Origin of the sequence: Streptomyces sp. Root431 (genome assembly GCF_001426585.1) — a bacterium.
Taxonomy (GTDB): domain Bacteria; phylum Actinomycetota; class Actinomycetes; order Streptomycetales; family Streptomycetaceae; genus Streptomyces; species Streptomyces stackebrandtii.
Window position 1 is genome coordinate 386,064 of the sequence record NZ_LMEI01000008.1, and the last position, 18,542, is coordinate 404,605.

An 18,542-nucleotide genomic window follows, 5' to 3' on the forward strand; every position below is an offset into this window, starting at 1 on the left:
TGAAGCCGGTGACTGAGGGTGTACCGGCGGTGTCGAGCCTACCCCCGACAGAGCCCCCTCTTTTCGTGTGCGGGCCCCTCAAATGAGCGGACAGAGCAAGACTGCCGGTGGCCGTGTGAGTTCGCCTCCCGAGCGGTGTCCACGCCTTGGGACACACCCCTCCAACACGACCCCACCCCCGCGAAGATCGGCGTCTGGGCAACGTCTACAGTGGCGTGGTACGCGCAAGCTTCACCCCTTCTTCATCCGTGGAGCTTGCTGGGAATTTCTCTGTCAGGGGTGTGCGTGACGGCCGTCGAGTCCCGACCCGCAGGGGTCGTCTTGACTCCCAGCCCGGGGGGCCATCGGCCGTTCGGGGCCCGCGTCAAGGCATACGTGGCGCTGACCAAGCCGCGGATCATCGAGCTGCTGCTCATCACGACCGTTCCGGTGATGTTCCTCGCCGAACAGGGCGTGCCGAACCTGTGGCTGGTGCTCGCCACCTGCTTCGGCGGCTACCTGTCGGCGGGCGGCGCCAACGCGCTGAACATGTACATCGACCGCGACATCGACGCCCTGATGGACCGCACCTCCCAGCGGCCGCTGGTCACCGGCGTGCTCACGCCGCGTGAGGGCCTCGTCTTCGGCCTCAGCCTCGCGGTGATCTCCACGCTCTGGTTCGGCCTGCTGGTCAACTGGCTCTCCGCGGCGCTCTCGCTCGGCGCGCTGCTCTTCTACGTGGTCGTCTACACGATGATCCTGAAGCGCCGGACCGCGCAGAACATCGTCTGGGGCGGCATCGCCGGCTGCCTGCCGGTGCTCATCGGCTGGTCGGCCGTGACCAACTCGATGTCGTGGGCCGCGATCATCCTCTTCCTCGTCATCTTCTTCTGGACGCCGCCGCACTACTGGCCGCTGTCGATGAAGGTGAAGGACGACTACGCGCGCGCCGGCGTGCCGATGCTGCCGGTCCTCGCCTCCAACAAGGTCGTGGCCAAGCAGATCGTCGCCTACAGCTGGGTGATGGTCGCCGTCTCGCTGCTGCTGACCCCGCTCGGCTACACCGGCTGGTTCTACACGGCCGTCGCGCTGGTCACCGGCGGCTGGTGGCTGTGGGAGGCGCACGGGCTGCTCAACCGCGCGAAGGCGGGCGCGACCGGCGCGAAGCTCAAGGAGATGCGCCTCTTCCACTGGTCCATCACCTATGTCTCGCTGCTCTTCGTGGCGGTCGCGGTGGACCCCTTCCTCCGCTAGGAGCTCTCCAGCGCCACGCGCTCAGATGATGTGTTCGGTCGACGGCCGGGTCACGTGGGATAGACCACGTGGCCCGGCCGTCGCCAGTGGATCTACCCCTCGGTAGCATCCTTGGCATGGCAGAAACGAAGCAGGAAGAGCGCAGGGCGGCCAGGCTCGCGAAGCAGATCAAGGCGTTCTCCGCGGAGCACGGCGGCGCCGAGGGGCAGCTCGCCCACATCGGGCAGGCGGGCACCCGGATCGTCCTCGTCGGCACGGACGGCGGCTGGGGCGACCTGGTGGCCCCCACGTACCCGATCGCGCAGCAGGCCGCCGAGAAGGCCGGTCTGACGCTCCACGACGAGTTCGACGGCGAGTTCGCCGCCAAGGTCGTCACCGGCCCGTACGAGTGGACCCGGATGGCCGGTATCCAGATCGGCGGCCCCTCCAACAGCTGAGGCAACAACCTCGCGCGGGGCTCACCCGTTAGGACGTGTGGAGACACGTCCACACAGGGAGCCCCCCGAGATGATCGACACGCCGAGCCTGGTGGACCAGTACTGCCACGGAGTGCTCCGTACGGAACTCGGCCTCGGCACCTTCGAGGCCCGGCTCGGCGCGCACCTCGGCGACCGGCGCGGCGGTCCACCAGGGCTGCCCGCCGCCGGGACGACCTTCTTCGACACGCAGACCGGTTTCGCGGTACGGCGCTGGTGCCCGCCGCTCCTCGGCCTCGAACCGCACTGCCCGCCGGCCCGCTACCTCGCCCGCCGTCGCGAGCTCGGCGTCGTGGAGGCGGGCCGCAGGCTCCTCAGGGCCTCCGGGATCTCCACCTACCTGGTGGACACCGGGCTGCCCGGCGACCTGACCCGGCCCGCCGAGATCGCCGACGCGGGCGGCGCGGAGGCCCACGAGATCGTCCGCCTCGAACCCCTCGCCGAACAGGTCGCCGACACCTCGGGGACCGTTGAGGCGTTCCTCGCCAACCTCGCCGAGGCCGTCCACGGCGCCGCCGCGAACGCCGTCGCCTTCACCTCCGTGGAGGGCGTACGCCGAGGGCTCGCGACCGCGCCCGAGCCGCCGGGACCGGGGGAAGTACGCGGGGCGGCGGGACGCTGGCTGGCCGGACGCCCCGCGGGCGGGCGGCTCACCGACCCCGTCCTGCTGCGGCATCTCCTCTGGATCGCCGTCACCGCGGGGCGGCCGCTCCAACTGCACACGGGGGACCGGGACCCGGCCGTCCTCGGCGGCTTCGCCGCCGCCACGACGGGACTCGGCACGGACCTCGTCCTGCTGCACGCCTACCCGCACCACCGCGCCGCGGCGCACCTGACCGTCGTCCATCCGCACGTGTACGCCGACCTCGGCCCGGCCCTCGCCCACACCGGGGCCCGGGCGGCGGCCGTCCTCGCCGAGGTCCTGGAATCGGCGCCCTTCGGGAAGCTGCTGTTCTCCAGCGGCGCCCACGGACTGCCCGAGCTCCACGTCGTCGCCGCCAGCGTCTTCCGCTCGGCGCTCACGCGGGTGCTGGGGGAGTGGGTGATGGACGGCGCCTGGGCACCCGCGGACGCCCAGCGCGTCGCCACGATGATCGCGGCGGGGAACGCCCGCCGCGTCTACCGCCTCGGACCCGCTGTCAGTCCCCGTTGACAGCGTGCGCGCCAGGTGGAAACGATCATGGGGGAGGAGGCGGCCATGGGAGAGACGACCGTGGGGCGAGGGCGGCCAGGGCGACGGTCCCACGGGCCGACGGTCCGCTCCGGCTACCTGCCCGGGGCGCTGCTCCGCGCGCCGGCGTCGGCATAGCCGGACCGCCCGGACCCCCGCCGGTGGGGCGGGCGGTCCGGGCGGTCCGGGGTGTTCTCAGGCGCTCGCGAGCGCGGAGTCGGTCTGGGCCGGGATGTCCGCCGTCGGGACCGGGCGCTCGCGCAGGCTCAGGGCGAGCCGCAGCACCGCGATCCACATCAGCGACGAGCCGAGCATGTGCACCGCGACCAGGATCTCGGGGACCCCGCTGAAGTACTGCACGTAGCCGATCCCGCCCTGCGCGAGCAGCACGATCAGCAGGTCGCGGGCGCGGGCCCGGGTGTCGTCCGGGGCATCCACCACGCGCAGCACCAGCCACATGGCGAGCGCGAGAGCGCAGACGACCCAGGCGGCGATGGCGTGGAGGTGCGCGGCGTTCGTCCAGTCCCACGGCATGCGCGGGACGTCGCTGCTGTCACCGGCGTGCTTGCCGGCGCCGGTCACGGTCGTGCCGAGCGCGATCAGCAGACCCGAGGCGATCGTGATCGCCCACGACAGCTTGCGGACCGGGCCCGGCACGCGCGGCTTCGGCGGGGTATCGCCCTCGCCGGTCCGGTGCCAGGTGATGACGGCGACGGTGAGCAGGGCGTTCGCGGCGAGGAAGTGGCCGGCGACCGTCCACGGGTTGAGGCCCATCCACACCGTGATGCCGCCGATGACGGCGTTGCTCATCACGATCCAGAACTGCGCCCAGCCCCAGCGGGTGAGGTTGCGGCGCCACGGCTTGGTGGACCGGGTGGCGATGATCGCCCAGCCGACGGCCGCCGACAGGACGTACGTCAGCATCCGGTTGCCGAACTCGATCAGACCGCGGTAGCCCTGCTCGGGCGTGACGATGAGGCTGTCTTCCGTGCACTTCGGCCAGGTGTCGCAGCCGAGACCGGAACCGGTCAGCCGGACCGCGCCACCGGTGACGATGATGAGGACGCTCATCACGACGGCGGAGAGCGCGGCGCGCCGGAGCGTCCGGGGGGACGGGGTCCAGCGCTGGGCGATGTAGGCGAGGGGGGTCAGCACGGGCCCCATCGTAGGACGGGGCTTGTGCACGCTTTCACGAGGGGGGTGGCTTGTCGGGAAACGTCACCCTCTGAACCTCTTCGGTCACTCCCAGCGGAAGAACTTCGCCGCCGCTCCGAGGCCGAGGACCGCCCAGACGGCCAGGATCAGGGCGTTGCCCCAGGGCATCGACGCGCCGTTCTGGAGGACGTCCCGCAGGCCGTCGGAGAGGGCGGAGATGGGGAGCAGTTCCAGGAGCGAGCGGGCCGGCTCGGGGAACTTGTCGAGGGGGACGATGACCCCGCCGCCCACCAGGAGGAGCAGGAAGACCAGGTTGGCGGCGGCCAGGGTGGCCTCCGCCTTCAGCGTGCCCGCCATGAGCAGGCCGAGGCCGGAGAAGGCGGCCGTGCCGAGGATCAGGAGCAGGAGGACCGAGGCGGGGTTGCCCTCCGGGGACCAGCCGAGGGCCAGGGCGATCGCTGTCAGGAGCGCCACCTGGAGGACCTCGGTGACCAGGACGGCGAGCGTCTTGGCGGTCATGAGGGCCCAGCGGGGGAGCGGGGACGCTCCGAGGCGCTTGAGGACCCCGTACCGGCGCTCGAAACCGGTCGCGATGGCCTGGCCCGTGAAGGCGGTCGAGAGGACCGCGAGGGCCAGGACGCCGGGGGCGAGGAAGTCGACGGCCTTGTCGGCGCCCGTGTCGACGATGTCGACCGTGGAGAAGAGGACGAGCAGCAGCGAGGGGATGATCACCGTGAGGAGGAGCTGCTCGCCGTTGCGGAGCAGCATCCGGGTCTCCAGGGCCGTCTGGGCCGCGATCATCCGGCCCACGGGCGCGGCGCCGGGCTTCGGGGAATAGGTGCCCGTGCTCATGACCTCAGCTCCTTGCCGGTCAGCTCCATGAAGACGTCTTCGAGGGTGTGGCGTTCGACGGAGATGCCCTCGGGCATGACGCCGTGCTGGGCGCACCAGGTGGTGACGGTGGCGAGCAGCTGCGGGTCGACGGTGCCGGTGATCCGGTACGTGCCCGGGAGGGGCTCCGCCGCGGCCGTGCCGTCCGGCAGTGCCTTGAGCAGGGAGCCGAGGTCGAGGCCGGCGCGTCCGGTGAAGCGCAGGGTGTTCTCGGCGCCGCCGCGGCAGAGCTGCTCGGGGCTGCCCTGGGCGGCGACGCGGCCGGCGTCGACGATCGCGACGTCGTCGGCGAGCTCCTCGGCCTCCTGCATGAAGTGGGTGGTGAGGACGACGGTCACGCCGTCGGCGCGCAGCTCGCGCACGAGGTCCCAGGTGGCGCGGCGGGCCTGCGGGTCGAGTCCGGCGGTCGGCTCGTCGAGGAAGACGAGCTCGGGGCGGCCGACAACGGCCATGGCGAGCGCGAGGCGCTGCTGCTGGCCGCCGGAGAGCCGGCGGTAGGTGGTGCGGCCGCAGGAGCCGAGGCCGAGGCGCTCGATGAGGGCGTCCACGTCGAGGGGGTGGGCGTGCAGCTTCGCCATGTGGCGGAGCATCTCGTCGGCGCGGGCTCCGGAGTAGACGCCGCCGGACTGGAGCATCACGCCGATCCGGGGGCGCAGGGCGGCCGCGTCGGCGAGCGGGTCGAGGCCGAGGACGCGGACGGTGCCGCCGTCGGGTCTGCGGTAGCCCTCGCAGGTCTCGATGGTGGTGGTCTTGCCGGCCCCGTTGGGGCCGAGGACGGCGGTGACGGTGTGCGCCCGCACGTCGAGGTCGAGGCCGTCGACGGCGGTCTTGCTTCCGTACCGCTTGACCAGGCCGCGTACGCGGACCGCGCTGTCGACGGACTCATTTCCCATGGGCGGAAGTCTAGAGAGGGGTCGAAGGTCCTCCCGGCGCGGGGCCCGGGTCCCTTGAATCGGGACTTTTACGTGCGGTTCACCCGTGTGGGCGGGCATGGCGTCGGCGGTGTGATCAGCGTGGCGGAGAACCTGCGGGAGACGGCCGGACAGGCCGAGCACAAGGCGCACGACCTGGCCAGGCCCGGCCGCTACGCGGTCTCGGCGATGCCGGCCGGGGCGTACATCGGGATCGGCGAGGTGCTGCTGCTGGTGGCGGTCTCGAACATGGCTCTTTTCTCGCTGGCGATCCTCGACGGGGCGGCCGGTTTCGGTGATCTGGGGCGCAGTCTCCTCTTCACCGTGCCGGGCAACATCGTGGGCGGCGGAGCCCTTGTGGCCTGCACGTACTGGTTCACGGGGCGGCCGGACCGGGCCTCGGATTCGTCCTACGAATGATCATTTCCGCAGGTCAGGTAAGCCTTACCTGAGTGACGCACGGCACCGCCGCCACTCCCGACGCCGCTTGTCAGTCCGAGATTAATTACGCAACAATGGCGTTGTGAAAAACGTTGGCGCGGCTCCCGTGGAGGAACTCGCGACCCGTGAGCGTTCCACGCGCAACCGGGTCGCGCGGTCGATCCTGGATCACGGCCCCTCGACCGTCGCGGATCTGGCCGAGCGGCTGCGCCTCACCCAGGCCGCAGTCCGCCGCCACCTCGACTCGCTGGTCGCGGACAACGTCGTCGAGGCCCGCGAGAAGCGCGTCTACGGCGCCCGTGCCCGCGGCCGCCCCGCGAAGGTCTTCGCGCTCACCGACTGCGGCAGGGACGCGTTCGACCAGTCGTACGACTCCCTGGCCGTCGAGGCGCTCCGCTGGATCGAGCGCAACGCGGGAGGAGAGGCGGCCGTCGCCGCCTTCGCCCGCGACCGCATCGAGGCCCAGGGCGACACGTACAGGGAAGCCGTCGAGACGGCCGACCCCGCCCGCCGGACCGAGGCGCTTGCCAAGGCCCTGACAGCGGACGGGTACGCTGCCACTGCGCGGAACGCGCCGGTCGGCGAGCAGCTCTGCCAGCACCACTGCCCGGTCGCCCACGTCGCCGAGCAGTATCCGCAGCTGTGCGAGGCGGAGACGGAGTTCTTCTCCCGCCTCCTGGGAACGCACGTCCAGCGTCTGGCCACCATCGCGCATGGTGACGGCGTCTGCACGACGTTCATCCCGCACAGCGCCCCACAGACCAGTTCATCAGCATCCGTCAGCACGGCCGGGAGGAACCCCGCATGACCACCGAGATCAGCCACCCCGAGCTTGAGGGCCTGGGTCGGTACGAGTACGGCTGGGCCGACTCCGACGCGGCCGGTGCCACCGCCAAGCGCGGTCTGAACGAGGACGTCGTCCGCGACATCTCCTCGAAGAAGAACGAGCCCGAGTGGATGCTGAAGCTGCGTCTCAAGGGTCTGCGGCTCTTCGGCAAGAAGCCCATGCCGACCTGGGGCTCCGACCTCTCCGGCATCGACTTCGACAACATCAAGTACTTCGTGCGGTCCACCGAGAAGCAGGCCGAGTCCTGGGAGGACCTGCCGGAGGACATCAAGAACACGTACGACAAGCTCGGCATCCCGGAGGCGGAGAAGCAGCGCCTCGTCGCCGGTGTCGCCGCCCAGTACGAGTCCGAGGTCGTCTACCACCAGATCCGCGAGGACCTGGAGGAGCAGGGCGTCATCTTCGTCGACACCGACACCGCGCTGAAGGAGCACGAGGAACTCTTCAAGGAGTACTTCGGCACCGTCATCCCCGTCGGCGACAACAAGTTCGCCTCGCTGAACACGGCCGTGTGGTCCGGCGGCTCGTTCATCTACGTGCCCAAGGGCGTGCAGGTCGAGATCCCGCTCCAGGCCTACTTCCGTATCAACACGGAGAACATGGGCCAGTTCGAGCGGACGCTGATCATCGTCGACGAGGACGCCTACGTCCACTACGTCGAGGGCTGCACCGCCCCGATCTACTCCTCGGACTCGCTGCACAGCGCCGTGGTCGAGATCATCGTGAAGAAGGGCGGCCGCTGCCGCTACACGACCATCCAGAACTGGTCGAACAACGTCTACAACCTGGTGACCAAGCGCGCCGTCGCCTACGAGGGCGCCACCATGGAGTGGGTCGACGGCAACATCGGCTCCAAGGTCACCATGAAGTACCCGGCCGTCTACCTCATGGGCGAGCACGCCAAGGGCGAGACCCTGTCCATCGCCTTCGCGGGCGAGGGCCAGCACCAGGACGCCGGCGCCAAGATGGTGCACATGGCCCCGAACACCTCCTCGAACATCGTCTCCAAGTCGGTGGCACGAGGCGGCGGCCGCACCTCCTACCGCGGTCTCATCGAGATCGGCGAGGGCGCCCCGGGCTCCAAGTCCAACGTGCTCTGCGACGCGCTGCTCGTCGACACGATCTCCCGCTCGGACACGTACCCCTACGTGGACGTCCGCGAGGACGACGTCTCCATGGGCCACGAGGCCACCGTCTCCAAGGTCTCCGAGGACCAGCTCTTCTACCTGATGAGCCGCGGCCTCACCGAGTTCGAGGCCATGGCGATGATCGTCCGCGGCTTCGTGGAGCCCATCGCCAAGGAGCTCCCGATGGAGTACGCCCTGGAGCTCAACCGGCTGATCGAGCTGCAGATGGAGGGCTCGGTGGGCTAAGGCCCACCCCGCCCCACCCCCTCGCAGCGACTGATTTCTTTTAACGCAGGAAGAGAGCAACACGACAGCCATGGCTGAGGCTCAGAACATCCCGGCGGGCTCCACCACCGCCGGCTCGATCGCGGTGGCCGCAGAGTCCACCGTCGCCACGCGCATGAGCGCGCCCCCGTCCTTCGACGTCGCGGACTTCCCCGTCCCGCACGGCCGCGAGGAGGAGTGGCGCTTCACTCCGCTGGCGCGACTGCGCGGCCTCCACGACGGCACCGCCGTCGCGTCCGGCGAGGGCGTCAAGGTCGAGATCGAGGCCCCCGAGGGCGTCACCGTGGAGACCGTCGGCCGTGACGACGAGCGTCTCGGCAAGGCCGGCAAGCCCGTCGACCGCGTCGCCGCCCAGGCCTACTCGTCCTTCGAGAAGGCCTCGGTCGTCACCGTCGCCAAGGAGGCCGTCCTCACCGAGCCGATCCGCATCGCGGTGCACGGCCAGGGCGGGGTCGCCTTCGGCCACCAGGTGATCGAGCTCGGCGCCTTCGCCGAGGCCGTCGTGGTCATCGACCACACCGGGGACGCGGTGCTCGCCGCCAACGTCGACTACGTCCTCGGCGACGGCGCCAAGCTGACCGTCGTCTCCGTCCAGGACTGGGACGAGAAGGCCGTCCACGTCGCCCAGCACAACGCGCTGGTCGGCCGCGACGCCTCCTTCAAGTCGGTGATCGTCACCTTCGGCGGCGACGTCGTCCGCATCCACCCCCGTGTGTCGTACGCGGCCCCCGGCGGCGAGGCCGAGCTCTTCGGCCTGTACTTCACCGACGCCGGCCAGCACCAGGAGCACCGCCTCCTGGTCGACCACAACACCCCGCACTGCAAGTCCAACGTGGCCTACAAGGGCGCGCTGCAGGGCCAGGACGCGCACGCCGTCTGGATCGGTGACGTGCTCATCCAGGCCGCCGCCGAGGGCACCGACACGTACGAGCTCAACCGGAACCTGGTCCTCACGGACGGTGCCCGCGTCGACTCCGTGCCGAACCTGGAGATCGAGACCGGCGAGATCGCCGGCGCCGGTCACGCCTCGGCCACCGGCCGCTTCGACGACGAGCAGCTTTTCTACCTGATGTCCCGCGGTATTCCGCAGGGCGAGGCCCGCCGCCTCGTCGTCCGCGGCTTCTTCGCGGAGCTGGTCCAGCAGATCGGTCTGCCGGACGTCCAGGAGCGCCTCCTCGCCAAGATCGAGGCCGAGCTGGAGGCCTCCGTCTGATGGCCTTCGTCCGAGTCTGCGCGCTGAGCGAGCTGGAGGCCGACACCCCGAAGCGGGTCGAGGTCGACGGCACGCCGGTGTCGGTCGTGCACACCGAGGGCGAGGTGTTCGCGATCAACGACATCTGCTCGCACGCGAACGTCTCCCTCTCGGAGGGCGAGGTCGAGGACTGTGCCATCGAGTGCTGGCTGCACGGCTCCAGCTTCGACCTCCGCTCGGGCAAGCCCTCCGGCCTTCCCGCGACGCGCCCCGTGCCCGTTTACCCCGTAAAGATCGAAGGGGACGATGTGCTCGTCTCCGTCACCCAGGAGTCCTGAGTCACCCATGGCAACGCTTGAAATCCGCAACCTGCACGTCTCCGTCGAGGCCGAGAACGGCCCCCGCGAGATCCTCAAGGGTGTCGACCTGACCATCAAGCAGGGCGAGACCCACGCCGTCATGGGCCCCAACGGCTCCGGCAAGTCGACCCTGGCGTACTCGCTCGCCGGCCACCCGAAGTACACGGTCACCGGCGGCACCGTCACCCTCGACGGCGAGGACGTCCTGGAGATGTCGGTCGACGAGCGCGCCCGCGCCGGCGTCTTCCTGGCCATGCAGTACCCGGTCGAGGTCCCCGGCGTCTCGGTCTCCAACTTCCTGCGCACCTCCGCCACCGCCATCCGCGGCGAGGCCCCCAAGCTGCGCACCTGGGTGAAGGAGGTCAAGTCCGCGATGGAGCAGCTCCAGATGGACCCGGCCTTCGCCGAGCGCAACGTCAACGAGGGCTTCTCCGGCGGTGAGAAGAAGCGCCACGAGATCCTCCAGCTGGAGCTCCTCAAGCCGAAGATCGCGATCCTCGACGAGACCGACTCCGGCCTGGACGTCGACGCGCTGCGTCAGGTCTCCGAGGGCGTCAACCGCGTCCGCGAGACCGGTGAGGTCGGCACCCTGCTGATCACGCACTACACGCGCATCCTGCGCTACATCAAGCCCGACTTCGTTCACGTCTTCTCCGAGGGCCGCATCGTCGAGTCCGGCGGCGCCGAGCTCGCCGACAAGCTGGAGAACGAGGGCTACGAGGCCTACAGCACGAAGGGTGGCGCATCCGCGTGACATCTGCCCATCAGGGGCTCTCCGGCCTCCTCGACACCGAGGCGATCCGCAAGGACTTCCCGCTCCTGGATCGCGTGGTCCACGACGGCAAGAAGATCGTGTACCTGGACTCCGCGGCGACCTCGCAGAAGCCGCGCCAGGTCCTCGACGCGCTGAACGAGTACTACGAGCGGCACAACGCCAACGTGCACCGTGGTGTGTACACGGTCGCCGAGGAGGCGACGGCGCTGTACGAGGGCGCCCGCGACAAGGTCGCGGCGTTCATCAACGCGCCGAGCCGCGACGAGGTGATCTTCACCAAGAACGCCTCGGAGTCGCTCAACCTCGTGGCCAACATGCTGGGCTGGGCCGACGAGCCCTACCGCGTGGACCACGAGACCGAGATCGCCATCACGGAGATGGAGCACCACTCCAACATCGTGCCGTGGCAGCTGCTCTCGCAGCGCACGGGCGCGAAGCTGAAGTGGTTCGGCCTCACCGACGACGGCCGTCTCGACCTCTCGAACATCGAAGAGGTCATCACCGAGAAGACCAAGATCGTCTCCTTCACGCTGGTCTCGAACCTGCTGGGCACGATCAACCCGGTGGAGACGATCATCCGGCGCGCGCAGGAGGTCGGTGCGCTCGTCTGCATCGACGCCTCGCAGGCGGCCCCGCACATGGTCCTGGACGTGCAGGCGCTCCAGGCCGACTTCGTGGCCTTCACCGGCCACAAGATGTGCGGCCCGACCGGCATCGGCGTGCTGTGGGGACGGCAGGAGCTCCTGGAGGACCTCCCGCCCTTCCTCGGCGGCGGCGAGATGATCGAGACCGTGTCGATGCACTCCTCGACCTACGCCCCGGCTCCGCACAAGTTCGAGGCGGGTACGCCCCCGATCGCCCAGGCCGTCGGCCTCGGCGCGGCCGTGGACTACCTGTCGGCGATCGGCATGGAGAACATCGCGCGCCACGAGCACGCGATCACCGAGTACGCCGTCCGACGCCTCCAGGAGGTCCCGGACCTGCGGATCATCGGCCCCACCACGGCCGAGGACCGCGGCGCGGCGATCTCCTTCACGCTCGGCGACATCCACCCGCACGACGTGGGTCAGGTGCTCGACGAGGAGGGCATCGCGGTCCGGGTCGGCCACCACTGCGCGCGGCCGGTCTGCCTGCGGTACGGAATTCCTGCGACCACGCGGGCGTCGTTCTATCTGTACTCCACCCCGGCCGAGGTCGACGCCTTGGTCGCGGGTCTGGAGCACGTACGGAACTTCTTCGGGTAGGGGTTGGGTCGTGAAGCTGGATTCGATGTACCAGGACGTCATCCTGGACCACTACAAGCACCCGCACGGGCGCGGTCTTCGGGACGGCGATGCCGAGGTGCACCACGTCAATCCGACGTGCGGCGACGAGATCACGCTTCGCGTGAAGTACGAGGGCTCGCGCATCGCGGACGTCTCGTACGAGGGTCAGGGCTGCTCGATCAGCCAGGCTTCGGCCTCGGTCCTGAACGAGCTGCTCGTCGGCAAGGAGCTGGCGGAGGCGCAGAAGATCCAGGGCACGTTCCTGGAGCTGATGCAGTCGAAGGGCCAGCTGGAGCCCGACGACGCGATGGAGGAGATCCTGGAGGACGCGGTCGCGTTCGCGGGCGTCTCCAAGTACCCGGCCCGTGTGAAGTGCGCGCTGCTCAGCTGGATGGCGTGGAAGGACGCGACCGCCCAGGCGCTGGGTGACGCGGAGAGGAAGTCGGCATGACCGAGAACGCTGGGGCCACGATGAAGCCGGCCTCCGAGGAAGAAGTCCGCGAGGCGCTGTACGACGTCGTCGACCCCGAGCTGGGCATCGACGTGGTCAACCTCGGTCTGATCTACGGCATCCACATCGACGACTCGAACGTCGCGACGCTGGACATGACCCTGACGTCGGCGGCCTGCCCGCTGACCGATGTGATCGAGGACCAGGCGAAGTCCGCGACGGACGGCATCGTCAGCGAGCTGAAGATCAACTGGGTCTGGATGCCGCCGTGGGGTCCGGACAAGATCACGGACGACGGCCGCGAGCAGCTGCGCGCGCTCGGCTTCAACGTCTGATTCACGGATGCGTGAGAACGGCCGTGCCCTTCGGGGCGCGGCCGTTTCGCGTACGCGGCGGCTTCGTCAGTGCTGCCGGCCCCAGTCGCCGCGCGGGCCCGGCTCCGGGACGGTGATGCCGGCGGCCCGGGCGAGGTCCGGGGCCAGATTCTCCTTGCGGATGCGCAGGTCGACGTAGAGCAGGGCCGTCACCAGCGGCGGGAAGACGGAGACGATCAGCTGGCTGACCAGCTGACCGACGAGGAGGAACGCGAAGACCACCGCGAAGGCGGCGATCATCGCGGTCGGGTCGTCGCCGGAGAAGTCGACGGCCGCCAAGGGTGCCGTCGCGACCAGCGAGAGGACCTGCTGGATGATCCAGCTGACGAAGGCGGTCGCGAGGGCGACGAGCAGCAGGATGCCGAAGGAGCGCCACCAGAAGCGGCGGATCAGGGTCGAGGAGCGGCGCATCGAGGCGATCACGCCCTGACCTTCCATCACCGCCGCCGCCGGGGCCAGGCTGAACTTCACCCAGAGCCAGAGCGCGAGCGGGGTGACGAGCAGAGCGGCGAACGTAGAGCCGATGAAGACCGTGATCACCAGGCTCACCGGGCTGCCGCCCCCGAGGTTGGCCAGCAGGGCGATGGACGTCGCCAGGAACACCGCGACCACGAGCAGCATCGGCAGGCTCGTCAGGATCAGCGTGCCGAGGACGGCCGGCATCCGCGCCCAGGACCGGCGCCAGATCGCGCCGAAGGTCGTCGGGTGGCCGAGGACGGCCTGCTGGATCACGGCGGGACAGGCCGCGGCCGTCACGGCGCCGGCGCAGAGGATCGCGATCACGCCGGCGATCCAGACGCAGGCGAAGGCCACGATCAGCGGCCGGACGTCGTCCCACTGCGGCTCCTGGCCGCGGGGCAGGTCGAACACGGCGGGGAAGAGATCGCTCACGGCCGCGTACGCGATGCCGATCGCCGCACCCACGAAGAGGATCGCCGTGCCGTAGACGGCGGCGGTGACGCCGACCAGCGCCTTCCAGTGGCGCCCGAAGGCGGCGAAGGCGCCCGAGAGGATCGCGCCGAGGCCGAGCGGTGCCAAGGGTATGACTCCGGGTCTCGGGGGCGGAGGCGGCGGCGGGTAGCCGTACCCGTAGCCGTATGGCGGCAGGCCGGGGGGAATCGTCATGCCGGACACCGTATCGGTAGTCGAACGCGTGCTCGCACCTGGCGATATGTACGAGCGTACGCAGTGCTGTGTACGCTCGTACACATGGGATACGGACTGCTGGCGGGCGCCATCGTGGCGGAGATCCTCGCCACCACCTCGATGAAGTACAGCGACGGCTTCTCCAAGCTCTGGCCCTCGCTGATCACCGGCGCGGGCTACCTGATCGCCTTCGCGCTCCTCGCGCAGGCCCTCAAGACGCTCCAGGTCGGCACCGCGTACGCCATCTGGTCCGGGGTCGGCACCGCCGCCGTCGCCACGATCGGCATCCTCTTCCTCGGCGAGACCCTCAGCCTCGCCAAGATCGCCGGGATCGTCCTCATCGTCGCCGGGGTCGCCGTCCTCAACCTCGGCGGCGCGCACTGATGGCCCGGGCCCGCCGCCACGACCCCGAGCGGCGCGAACGGATCGTCGAAGCGGCCCTCCGGGTCGTCGCGCGGTCCGGCCTCGCCGGGCTGAGCCACCGCACGGTGGCCGCCGAGGCGGACGTGCCGCTCGGCTCCACCACGTACCACTTCGCCTCCCTCGACGAGCTCCTCGTCGCCGCGCTCCGCAAGGCCAACGAGGGCTTCGGGCAGCGGCTCCGCGACAGCCCCGCCCTCGCCGGACCCGGCACCCCCGTCGCGACCGCGCTCGCGCGGCTCCTCGGGGAGTGGCTGGGCGGCGAACGGACCGGCGTGGAGCTGGAGTACGAGCTCTACCTCGCCGCCCTGCGACGCCCCGCCCTGCGCCCGGTCGCCGCCGAGTGGACCGAGGAGGTCGTCGCCGCGCTCGCCGCCCGGACCGATCCCGCCACCGCGCGCGCCCTGGTCGCCCTCATGGACGGCATCTGCCTCCAGGTCCTGCTCGCCGACGGCACGTACGACGAGGAGTACGCGCGCGAGATGCTGGCGCGGGTGCTGGGGGAGGGGGCGCCCCGGTAGGCGGGCCCTCGGCTCAGCCGGCCTCCGGGGCGGAGGCCAGGTGGTGCGCCAGCCGGTACGGGTGCGTCAGTTGGGGGTAGTGGCCGGCCCCGGCGATCTCCGACACCGGGTGATCGACGGCCGCGACCAGCGGGTCCTCCGCGCCCACGACGATCCGGACCGGCACGCCCACCCGGTCCAGCAGCGCCCGCGAGCGCCCGCGCTCGGCGGCGTCCGTGCGCAGCGCCGCGGCCACCCTGCGCGCCACCCCGCGACGACACAGGTCCGCAGCCGCGCTCTCCACCTCCGCCCCCTCGGGAACGCCCAGCGTCCGGGCCAGCCGGGCGGCGGACATGCGGCGCAGCACCGGCGCGGCCAGGCCCGAGCGGGCGAGCCGCGCGGCGGGGGCCTGGAGGAACGCCGGGGAGACGAGGACGAGTCCGCCGACGCGGTCCGGGTGGTCGACGGCGAAGCGGAGCGCGGGCCCGCAGGCCGCGGAGTGCGCGACCAGCACCGGGCGGGTCGACACGGGGCTCAGCAGGTCGGCCAGCCACGCGTCCACCGGTTGGTCCGTCGCGGCCGAACGGCCCAGGCCCGGCAGGTCGGGGGCGAGGACCGGACCGGGTAGGTGGGCGGCGAGCGGCGCCCACAGGTCGGCGTTCATCGGCAGACCGTGCAGCAGGACATGGGCGGGGCGGTGCCGCTCGCCGGTCACCCAGGTGCGACTGCCCGCCACGGCGTGGAAGCCGTACGGGCGGAGCCACGGCGAGGCCCCGCCGAACCGCGCCGCCACCAGCTCGTCGGCCCAATCGCGCAGGGCGTCGGCGGCCGGAGGCATCTCCAGGCCGGCGCTCGCGGCGAAGGCGCGGGCGGACGCCGTCGGATAGCGGTCGTTCGACAGGAACGACAGCGTTTCGGGATCGGCTCCGGTCAGCTTCGCCGGCAGCCGCCGCAACAGGCCTGCGGGGACGGTCCGGCGAGGGGCGCGGACGCCGGTGTGCTCGGCGATCGTCCGGATCAGGTCGGGCAGGAGGGGCGTGCCGTCGTCGAGCACCCAGTAGTGCTCGCCCGCGGGCGCCGCGGGGACCTCCGCCAGGAACCGCGCGAAGTAGTCGATGGTGGTGATCGGCAGGAACGTGTCGCGGCCGCCGGGCAGCGCGGGGAGCCGCCCGCGCCACAGGTCCTCGACGAGGGAGGCGAGGCCGACGTACTGGCCCGGCCCGATCACGGTGCTGGGGTTGGCGATCGTCAGCGGGACCCCCAGCTTGCGGGCCCGGGTGCGCACCGCGAGGTCGGCCTCGGACTTGGACGCCTCGTAGGCGCCGAGAGCGGCGTAGTCGGCGGGGCCGTCGGCCGCGCTCACCCGGTAGCCGCTGATGTGCACCAGGCGCCGCAGCCCGGGCTGCGCGGCGGCCCATTCGAGTACGTGGAGCGCCCCGGTGACATTGGTCGCCCGCGCCTCCTCCGCGCCGAGGCCGAAGGCGAAGCGGGCGGCGGCGTTGTAGACGTCCCGCGCCTCGGGCAGCCCCGAGAGGGGGCGGGTGATGTCGGCGGTGACGATCTCCAGCTTGGCGGTATCCACGCCTTGGGCAGCCAGCCAGGGGGTGAGGGTGTCCTTGCGTACGGCCGCCGCCACCCGCCGGCCGCGGGTGAGCAGCTCGGCGACGAGGGAACGGCCGATGAAGCCGGTCGCGCCGAAGACGATCGCGTCCATGGGACTCCTTGAGAGAGGGAGGAAAACTGAATAGATCGGTCTACATATTTTTTGGCCACAAAGAAGGCCCGCCGTCGATCGGCGGGCCCCGGTCAGCCCAGCAGGGTGTGGATCTGGCGGGCGACGCGCTCCAGCGGGTCCCTGCTGCGGTGCGCCCTGGCCAGCAGGAGCGCCCCCTCCACCAGGGCCAGCACCGTGACGGCGAGGTCGTCGGCGTCCGGGCGGCTCGCCAGCCGGGCGCGCAGAGCGGCCTCCCAGGAGGAGTAGACCTCCGAGCACACCTCCTGGAGCGGGTCGTTGACGGCGGCCGTCTCCAGCGCCACGGTGGCCACCGGGCATCCCTTGCGCCAGTCCGACTCCGCGAGCCGGTCGCCCAGGTGGCGCAGTACCCCGTCGACGAACTCCGCCGGTGAGGCGTCGGTGTCGGCCGGCTCGCCCAAGGCGTCGCCGATCGCCCGGCCCGCCCGCCGGACGGACTCGCCGACCAGTTGGTCCTTGCCGCCGGGGAAGTGGAAGTAGAGCGAGCCGCGGGGGGCGCCGCTGACCGCGATGACCTGGTTGAGCCCCGTGCCGAAGTATCCGGCCGTCTCGACCAATTCCTGTGTCGCGTCGAGGAGTCGGTCCCGCGTCTCGGCGCCCTTCTGTCCCATGACCGTAAAGTAGACCGATCTATATATTTTCTCAACCCGTCGTGCCGGTCGTCTTCCCGGCCGTCTTTCCCGCCCGCGACCCGACCGGCACCTGAGACCGGTTGGCCCGCGCGGGGGCCCGACCGTTAGGTTTTCCGTCATGACCACTGCTCCTCGCACCACCGGCGCCGTCGCCGCCGGCCTCGCCACCATCGCCGGTGACGGCTCCGTTCTCGACACCTGGTTCCCCGCCCCCGAGCTGACCGACGCGCCCGGCCCCGCCGGCACCGAGCGGCTCACCCCCGACGAGGCCGTCAACGCCCTCGGTGACGGGGCCGCCAAGGCCCTCGGCGTGGACGCCCGCCGCGGCGTCGAGGTGGTCGCCGTCCGTACCGTCATCTCCTCGCTCGACGACAAGCCGCTCGACGCTCACGACGCCTACCTGCGCCTGCACCTGCTCAGCCACCGGCTGGTCAAGCCGCACGGCCAGAGCCTGGACGGCGTCTTCGGCCTCCTCACCAACGTGGCCTGGACCTCGCTCGGCCCGGTCGCCGTGGACGACATCGAGAAGGTGCGGCTCAACGCCCGCGCCGAGGGCCTGCACCTCGCCGTGACCAGCATCGACAAGTTCCCCCGCATGACCGACTACGTCGTGCCCGCCGGGGTCCGCATCGCCGACGCCGACCGCGTGCGCCTCGGCGCCCACCTCGCCGCCGGCACCACCGTCATGCACGAGGGCTTCGTGAACTTCAACGCCGGCACCCTCGGCACCTCGATGGTCGAGGGCCGGATCTCCGCCGGTGTCGTCGTCGGCAACGGCTCCGACATCGGCGGCGGCGCCTCCACCATGGGCACCCTCTCCGGCGGCGGCAACGTCGTCATCTCGATCGGCGAGCGCTGCCTGATCGGCGCCGAGGCGGGCGTCGGCATCGCCCTCGGCGACGAGTGCGTCGTCGAGGCCGGTCTGTACGTCACGGCCGGCACCCGGGTCACCATGCCCGACGGCCAGATCGTCAAGGCCCGCGAGCTGTCCGGCGGCTCGAACATCCTCTTCCGCCGCAACTCGGTCACCGGCGCCGTCGAGGCCCGCCCGAACAACGCGGTCTGGGGCGGACTGAACGACATCCTCCACAGCCACAACTGACTCCACGGTCGCAACCGACTCGGTAGCCACAACTGA

21 protein-coding genes are annotated in these 18,542 nt (G+C 70.9%); 15 read left to right on the forward strand and 6 right to left on the reverse strand.

Going from position 1 to position 18,542, the window contains the following annotated elements; genetic code table 11:
* Positions 1–285: 285 nt before the first annotated feature.
* From ASC82_RS12810 to ASC82_RS12820, 3 genes are all read left to right on the forward strand, one after another.
* Positions 286–1,233 carry a heme o synthase gene (locus ASC82_RS12810; protein ID WP_024757163.1) on the forward strand — a complete coding sequence of 316 codons (948 nt, stop codon included), beginning with the start codon at positions 286–288 and terminating at the stop codon, positions 1,231–1,233.
* 116 nt (positions 1,234–1,349) lie between these two features.
* Positions 1,350–1,670, forward strand: a complete 321-nt coding sequence (locus ASC82_RS12815; RefSeq protein WP_024757164.1) for a hypothetical protein — start codon at positions 1,350–1,352, stop codon at positions 1,668–1,670.
* 70 nt (positions 1,671–1,740) lie between these two features.
* The gene (locus ASC82_RS12820) at positions 1,741–2,862 is read left to right on the forward strand and encodes an amidohydrolase family protein (RefSeq protein WP_056646006.1); all 1,122 of its coding nucleotides are present in this window, start codon (positions 1,741–1,743) and stop codon (positions 2,860–2,862) included.
* 213 nt (positions 2,863–3,075) lie between these two features.
* On the opposite strand, the gene ASC82_RS12825 is transcribed toward ASC82_RS12820, so the two are convergent.
* The 3 genes from ASC82_RS12825 to ASC82_RS12835 form a co-directional block, all read right to left on the reverse strand.
* Entirely contained in the window at positions 3,076–4,044 is a 969-nt protein-coding gene (locus ASC82_RS12825; protein WP_056646009.1) for a COX15/CtaA family protein, read from the reverse strand.
* Positions 4,045–4,119: 75 nt separating this feature from the next.
* The gene (locus tag ASC82_RS12830; RefSeq protein WP_056646012.1) at positions 4,120–4,887 is read right to left on the reverse strand and encodes an ABC transporter permease; all 768 of its coding nucleotides are present in this window, start codon (positions 4,885–4,887) and stop codon (positions 4,120–4,122) included.
* Positions 4,884–5,819: an ABC transporter ATP-binding protein gene (locus ASC82_RS12835; protein WP_056646015.1), complete on the reverse strand. Its 936-nt coding sequence runs from the start codon at positions 5,817–5,819 to the stop codon at positions 4,884–4,886. The genes ASC82_RS12830 and ASC82_RS12835 overlap by 4 nt, the downstream gene beginning before the upstream one ends.
* Before the next feature lie 72 nt (positions 5,820–5,891).
* On the opposite strand from ASC82_RS12835, the gene ASC82_RS12840 reads away from it, so the two are divergent.
* The 9 genes from ASC82_RS12840 to ASC82_RS12880 all read left to right on the forward strand — a co-directional run bounded on the left by ASC82_RS12840 (position 5,892) and on the right by ASC82_RS12880 (position 12,914).
* A complete protein-coding gene (locus ASC82_RS12840; RefSeq protein ID WP_157863463.1) occupies positions 5,892–6,257 on the forward strand; it encodes a hypothetical protein in 366 nt (121 codons plus the stop codon).
* A 103-nt stretch (positions 6,258–6,360) separates the two neighbouring features.
* A complete protein-coding gene (locus tag ASC82_RS12845) occupies positions 6,361–7,086 on the forward strand; it encodes a metalloregulator ArsR/SmtB family transcription factor (protein ID WP_056646021.1) in 726 nt (241 codons plus the stop codon).
* Entirely contained in the window at positions 7,083–8,498 is a 1,416-nt protein-coding gene (gene sufB / locus ASC82_RS12850; protein WP_056646024.1) for a Fe-S cluster assembly protein SufB, read from the forward strand. Before ASC82_RS12845 ends, sufB begins: the two co-directional genes overlap by 4 nt.
* Before the next feature lie 70 nt (positions 8,499–8,568).
* Positions 8,569–9,750: a Fe-S cluster assembly protein SufD gene (gene sufD, locus ASC82_RS12855; protein ID WP_056646027.1), complete on the forward strand. Its 1,182-nt coding sequence runs from the start codon at positions 8,569–8,571 to the stop codon at positions 9,748–9,750.
* On the forward strand, positions 9,750–10,067 hold the full coding sequence (locus ASC82_RS12860; protein ID WP_024757173.1) for a bifunctional 3-phenylpropionate/cinnamic acid dioxygenase ferredoxin subunit: 318 nt from the start codon (positions 9,750–9,752) through the stop codon (positions 10,065–10,067). Before sufD ends, ASC82_RS12860 begins: the two co-directional genes overlap by 1 nt.
* Before the next feature lie 7 nt (positions 10,068–10,074).
* Positions 10,075–10,842 carry a Fe-S cluster assembly ATPase SufC gene (gene sufC / locus ASC82_RS12865; RefSeq protein ID WP_024757174.1) on the forward strand — a complete coding sequence of 256 codons (768 nt, stop codon included), beginning with the start codon at positions 10,075–10,077 and terminating at the stop codon, positions 10,840–10,842.
* Entirely contained in the window at positions 10,839–12,107 is a 1,269-nt protein-coding gene (locus tag ASC82_RS12870; RefSeq protein ID WP_056646030.1) for a cysteine desulfurase, read from the forward strand. Before sufC ends, ASC82_RS12870 begins: the two co-directional genes overlap by 4 nt.
* A gap of 10 nt (positions 12,108–12,117) precedes the next feature.
* Complete coding sequence (gene sufU / locus ASC82_RS12875) at positions 12,118–12,579, forward strand: Fe-S cluster assembly sulfur transfer protein SufU (protein WP_024757176.1); 462 nt, start codon at positions 12,118–12,120, stop codon at positions 12,577–12,579.
* On the forward strand, positions 12,576–12,914 hold the full coding sequence (locus ASC82_RS12880) for a metal-sulfur cluster assembly factor (RefSeq protein WP_055644196.1): 339 nt from the start codon (positions 12,576–12,578) through the stop codon (positions 12,912–12,914). The genes sufU and ASC82_RS12880 overlap by 4 nt, the downstream gene beginning before the upstream one ends.
* A gap of 66 nt (positions 12,915–12,980) precedes the next feature.
* Here the strand turns inward: ASC82_RS12880 and ASC82_RS12885 are convergent, their stop codons facing one another.
* Positions 12,981–14,078, reverse strand: coding sequence for an oxidoreductase (locus tag ASC82_RS12885; protein ID WP_079039224.1), 1,098 nt, complete (start codon positions 14,076–14,078; stop codon positions 12,981–12,983).
* A gap of 84 nt (positions 14,079–14,162) precedes the next feature.
* Between ASC82_RS12885 and ASC82_RS12890 the strand changes: the two genes are divergently transcribed.
* Positions 14,163–14,483: a multidrug efflux SMR transporter gene (locus ASC82_RS12890; protein WP_024757179.1), complete on the forward strand. Its 321-nt coding sequence runs from the start codon at positions 14,163–14,165 to the stop codon at positions 14,481–14,483.
* Positions 14,483–15,040, forward strand: a complete 558-nt coding sequence (locus ASC82_RS12895) for a TetR family transcriptional regulator (RefSeq protein WP_056646033.1) — start codon at positions 14,483–14,485, stop codon at positions 15,038–15,040. The genes ASC82_RS12890 and ASC82_RS12895 overlap by 1 nt, the downstream gene beginning before the upstream one ends.
* A gap of 13 nt (positions 15,041–15,053) precedes the next feature.
* Here the strand turns inward: ASC82_RS12895 and ASC82_RS12900 are convergent, their stop codons facing one another.
* Positions 15,054–16,733: an alpha/beta fold hydrolase gene (locus ASC82_RS12900; protein WP_056646035.1), complete on the reverse strand. Its 1,680-nt coding sequence runs from the start codon at positions 16,731–16,733 to the stop codon at positions 15,054–15,056.
* Positions 16,734–16,825: 92 nt separating this feature from the next.
* The gene (locus tag ASC82_RS12905; RefSeq protein ID WP_056646038.1) at positions 16,826–17,383 is read right to left on the reverse strand and encodes a TetR/AcrR family transcriptional regulator; all 558 of its coding nucleotides are present in this window, start codon (positions 17,381–17,383) and stop codon (positions 16,826–16,828) included.
* A gap of 139 nt (positions 17,384–17,522) precedes the next feature.
* On the opposite strand from ASC82_RS12905, the gene dapD reads away from it, so the two are divergent.
* Positions 17,523–18,506 (forward strand): 2,3,4,5-tetrahydropyridine-2,6-dicarboxylate N-succinyltransferase, encoded by a 984-nt coding sequence (gene dapD / locus ASC82_RS12910; protein ID WP_056646041.1) that lies wholly within the window; start codon positions 17,523–17,525, stop codon positions 18,504–18,506.
* Positions 18,507–18,542: the final 36 nt, after the last annotated feature.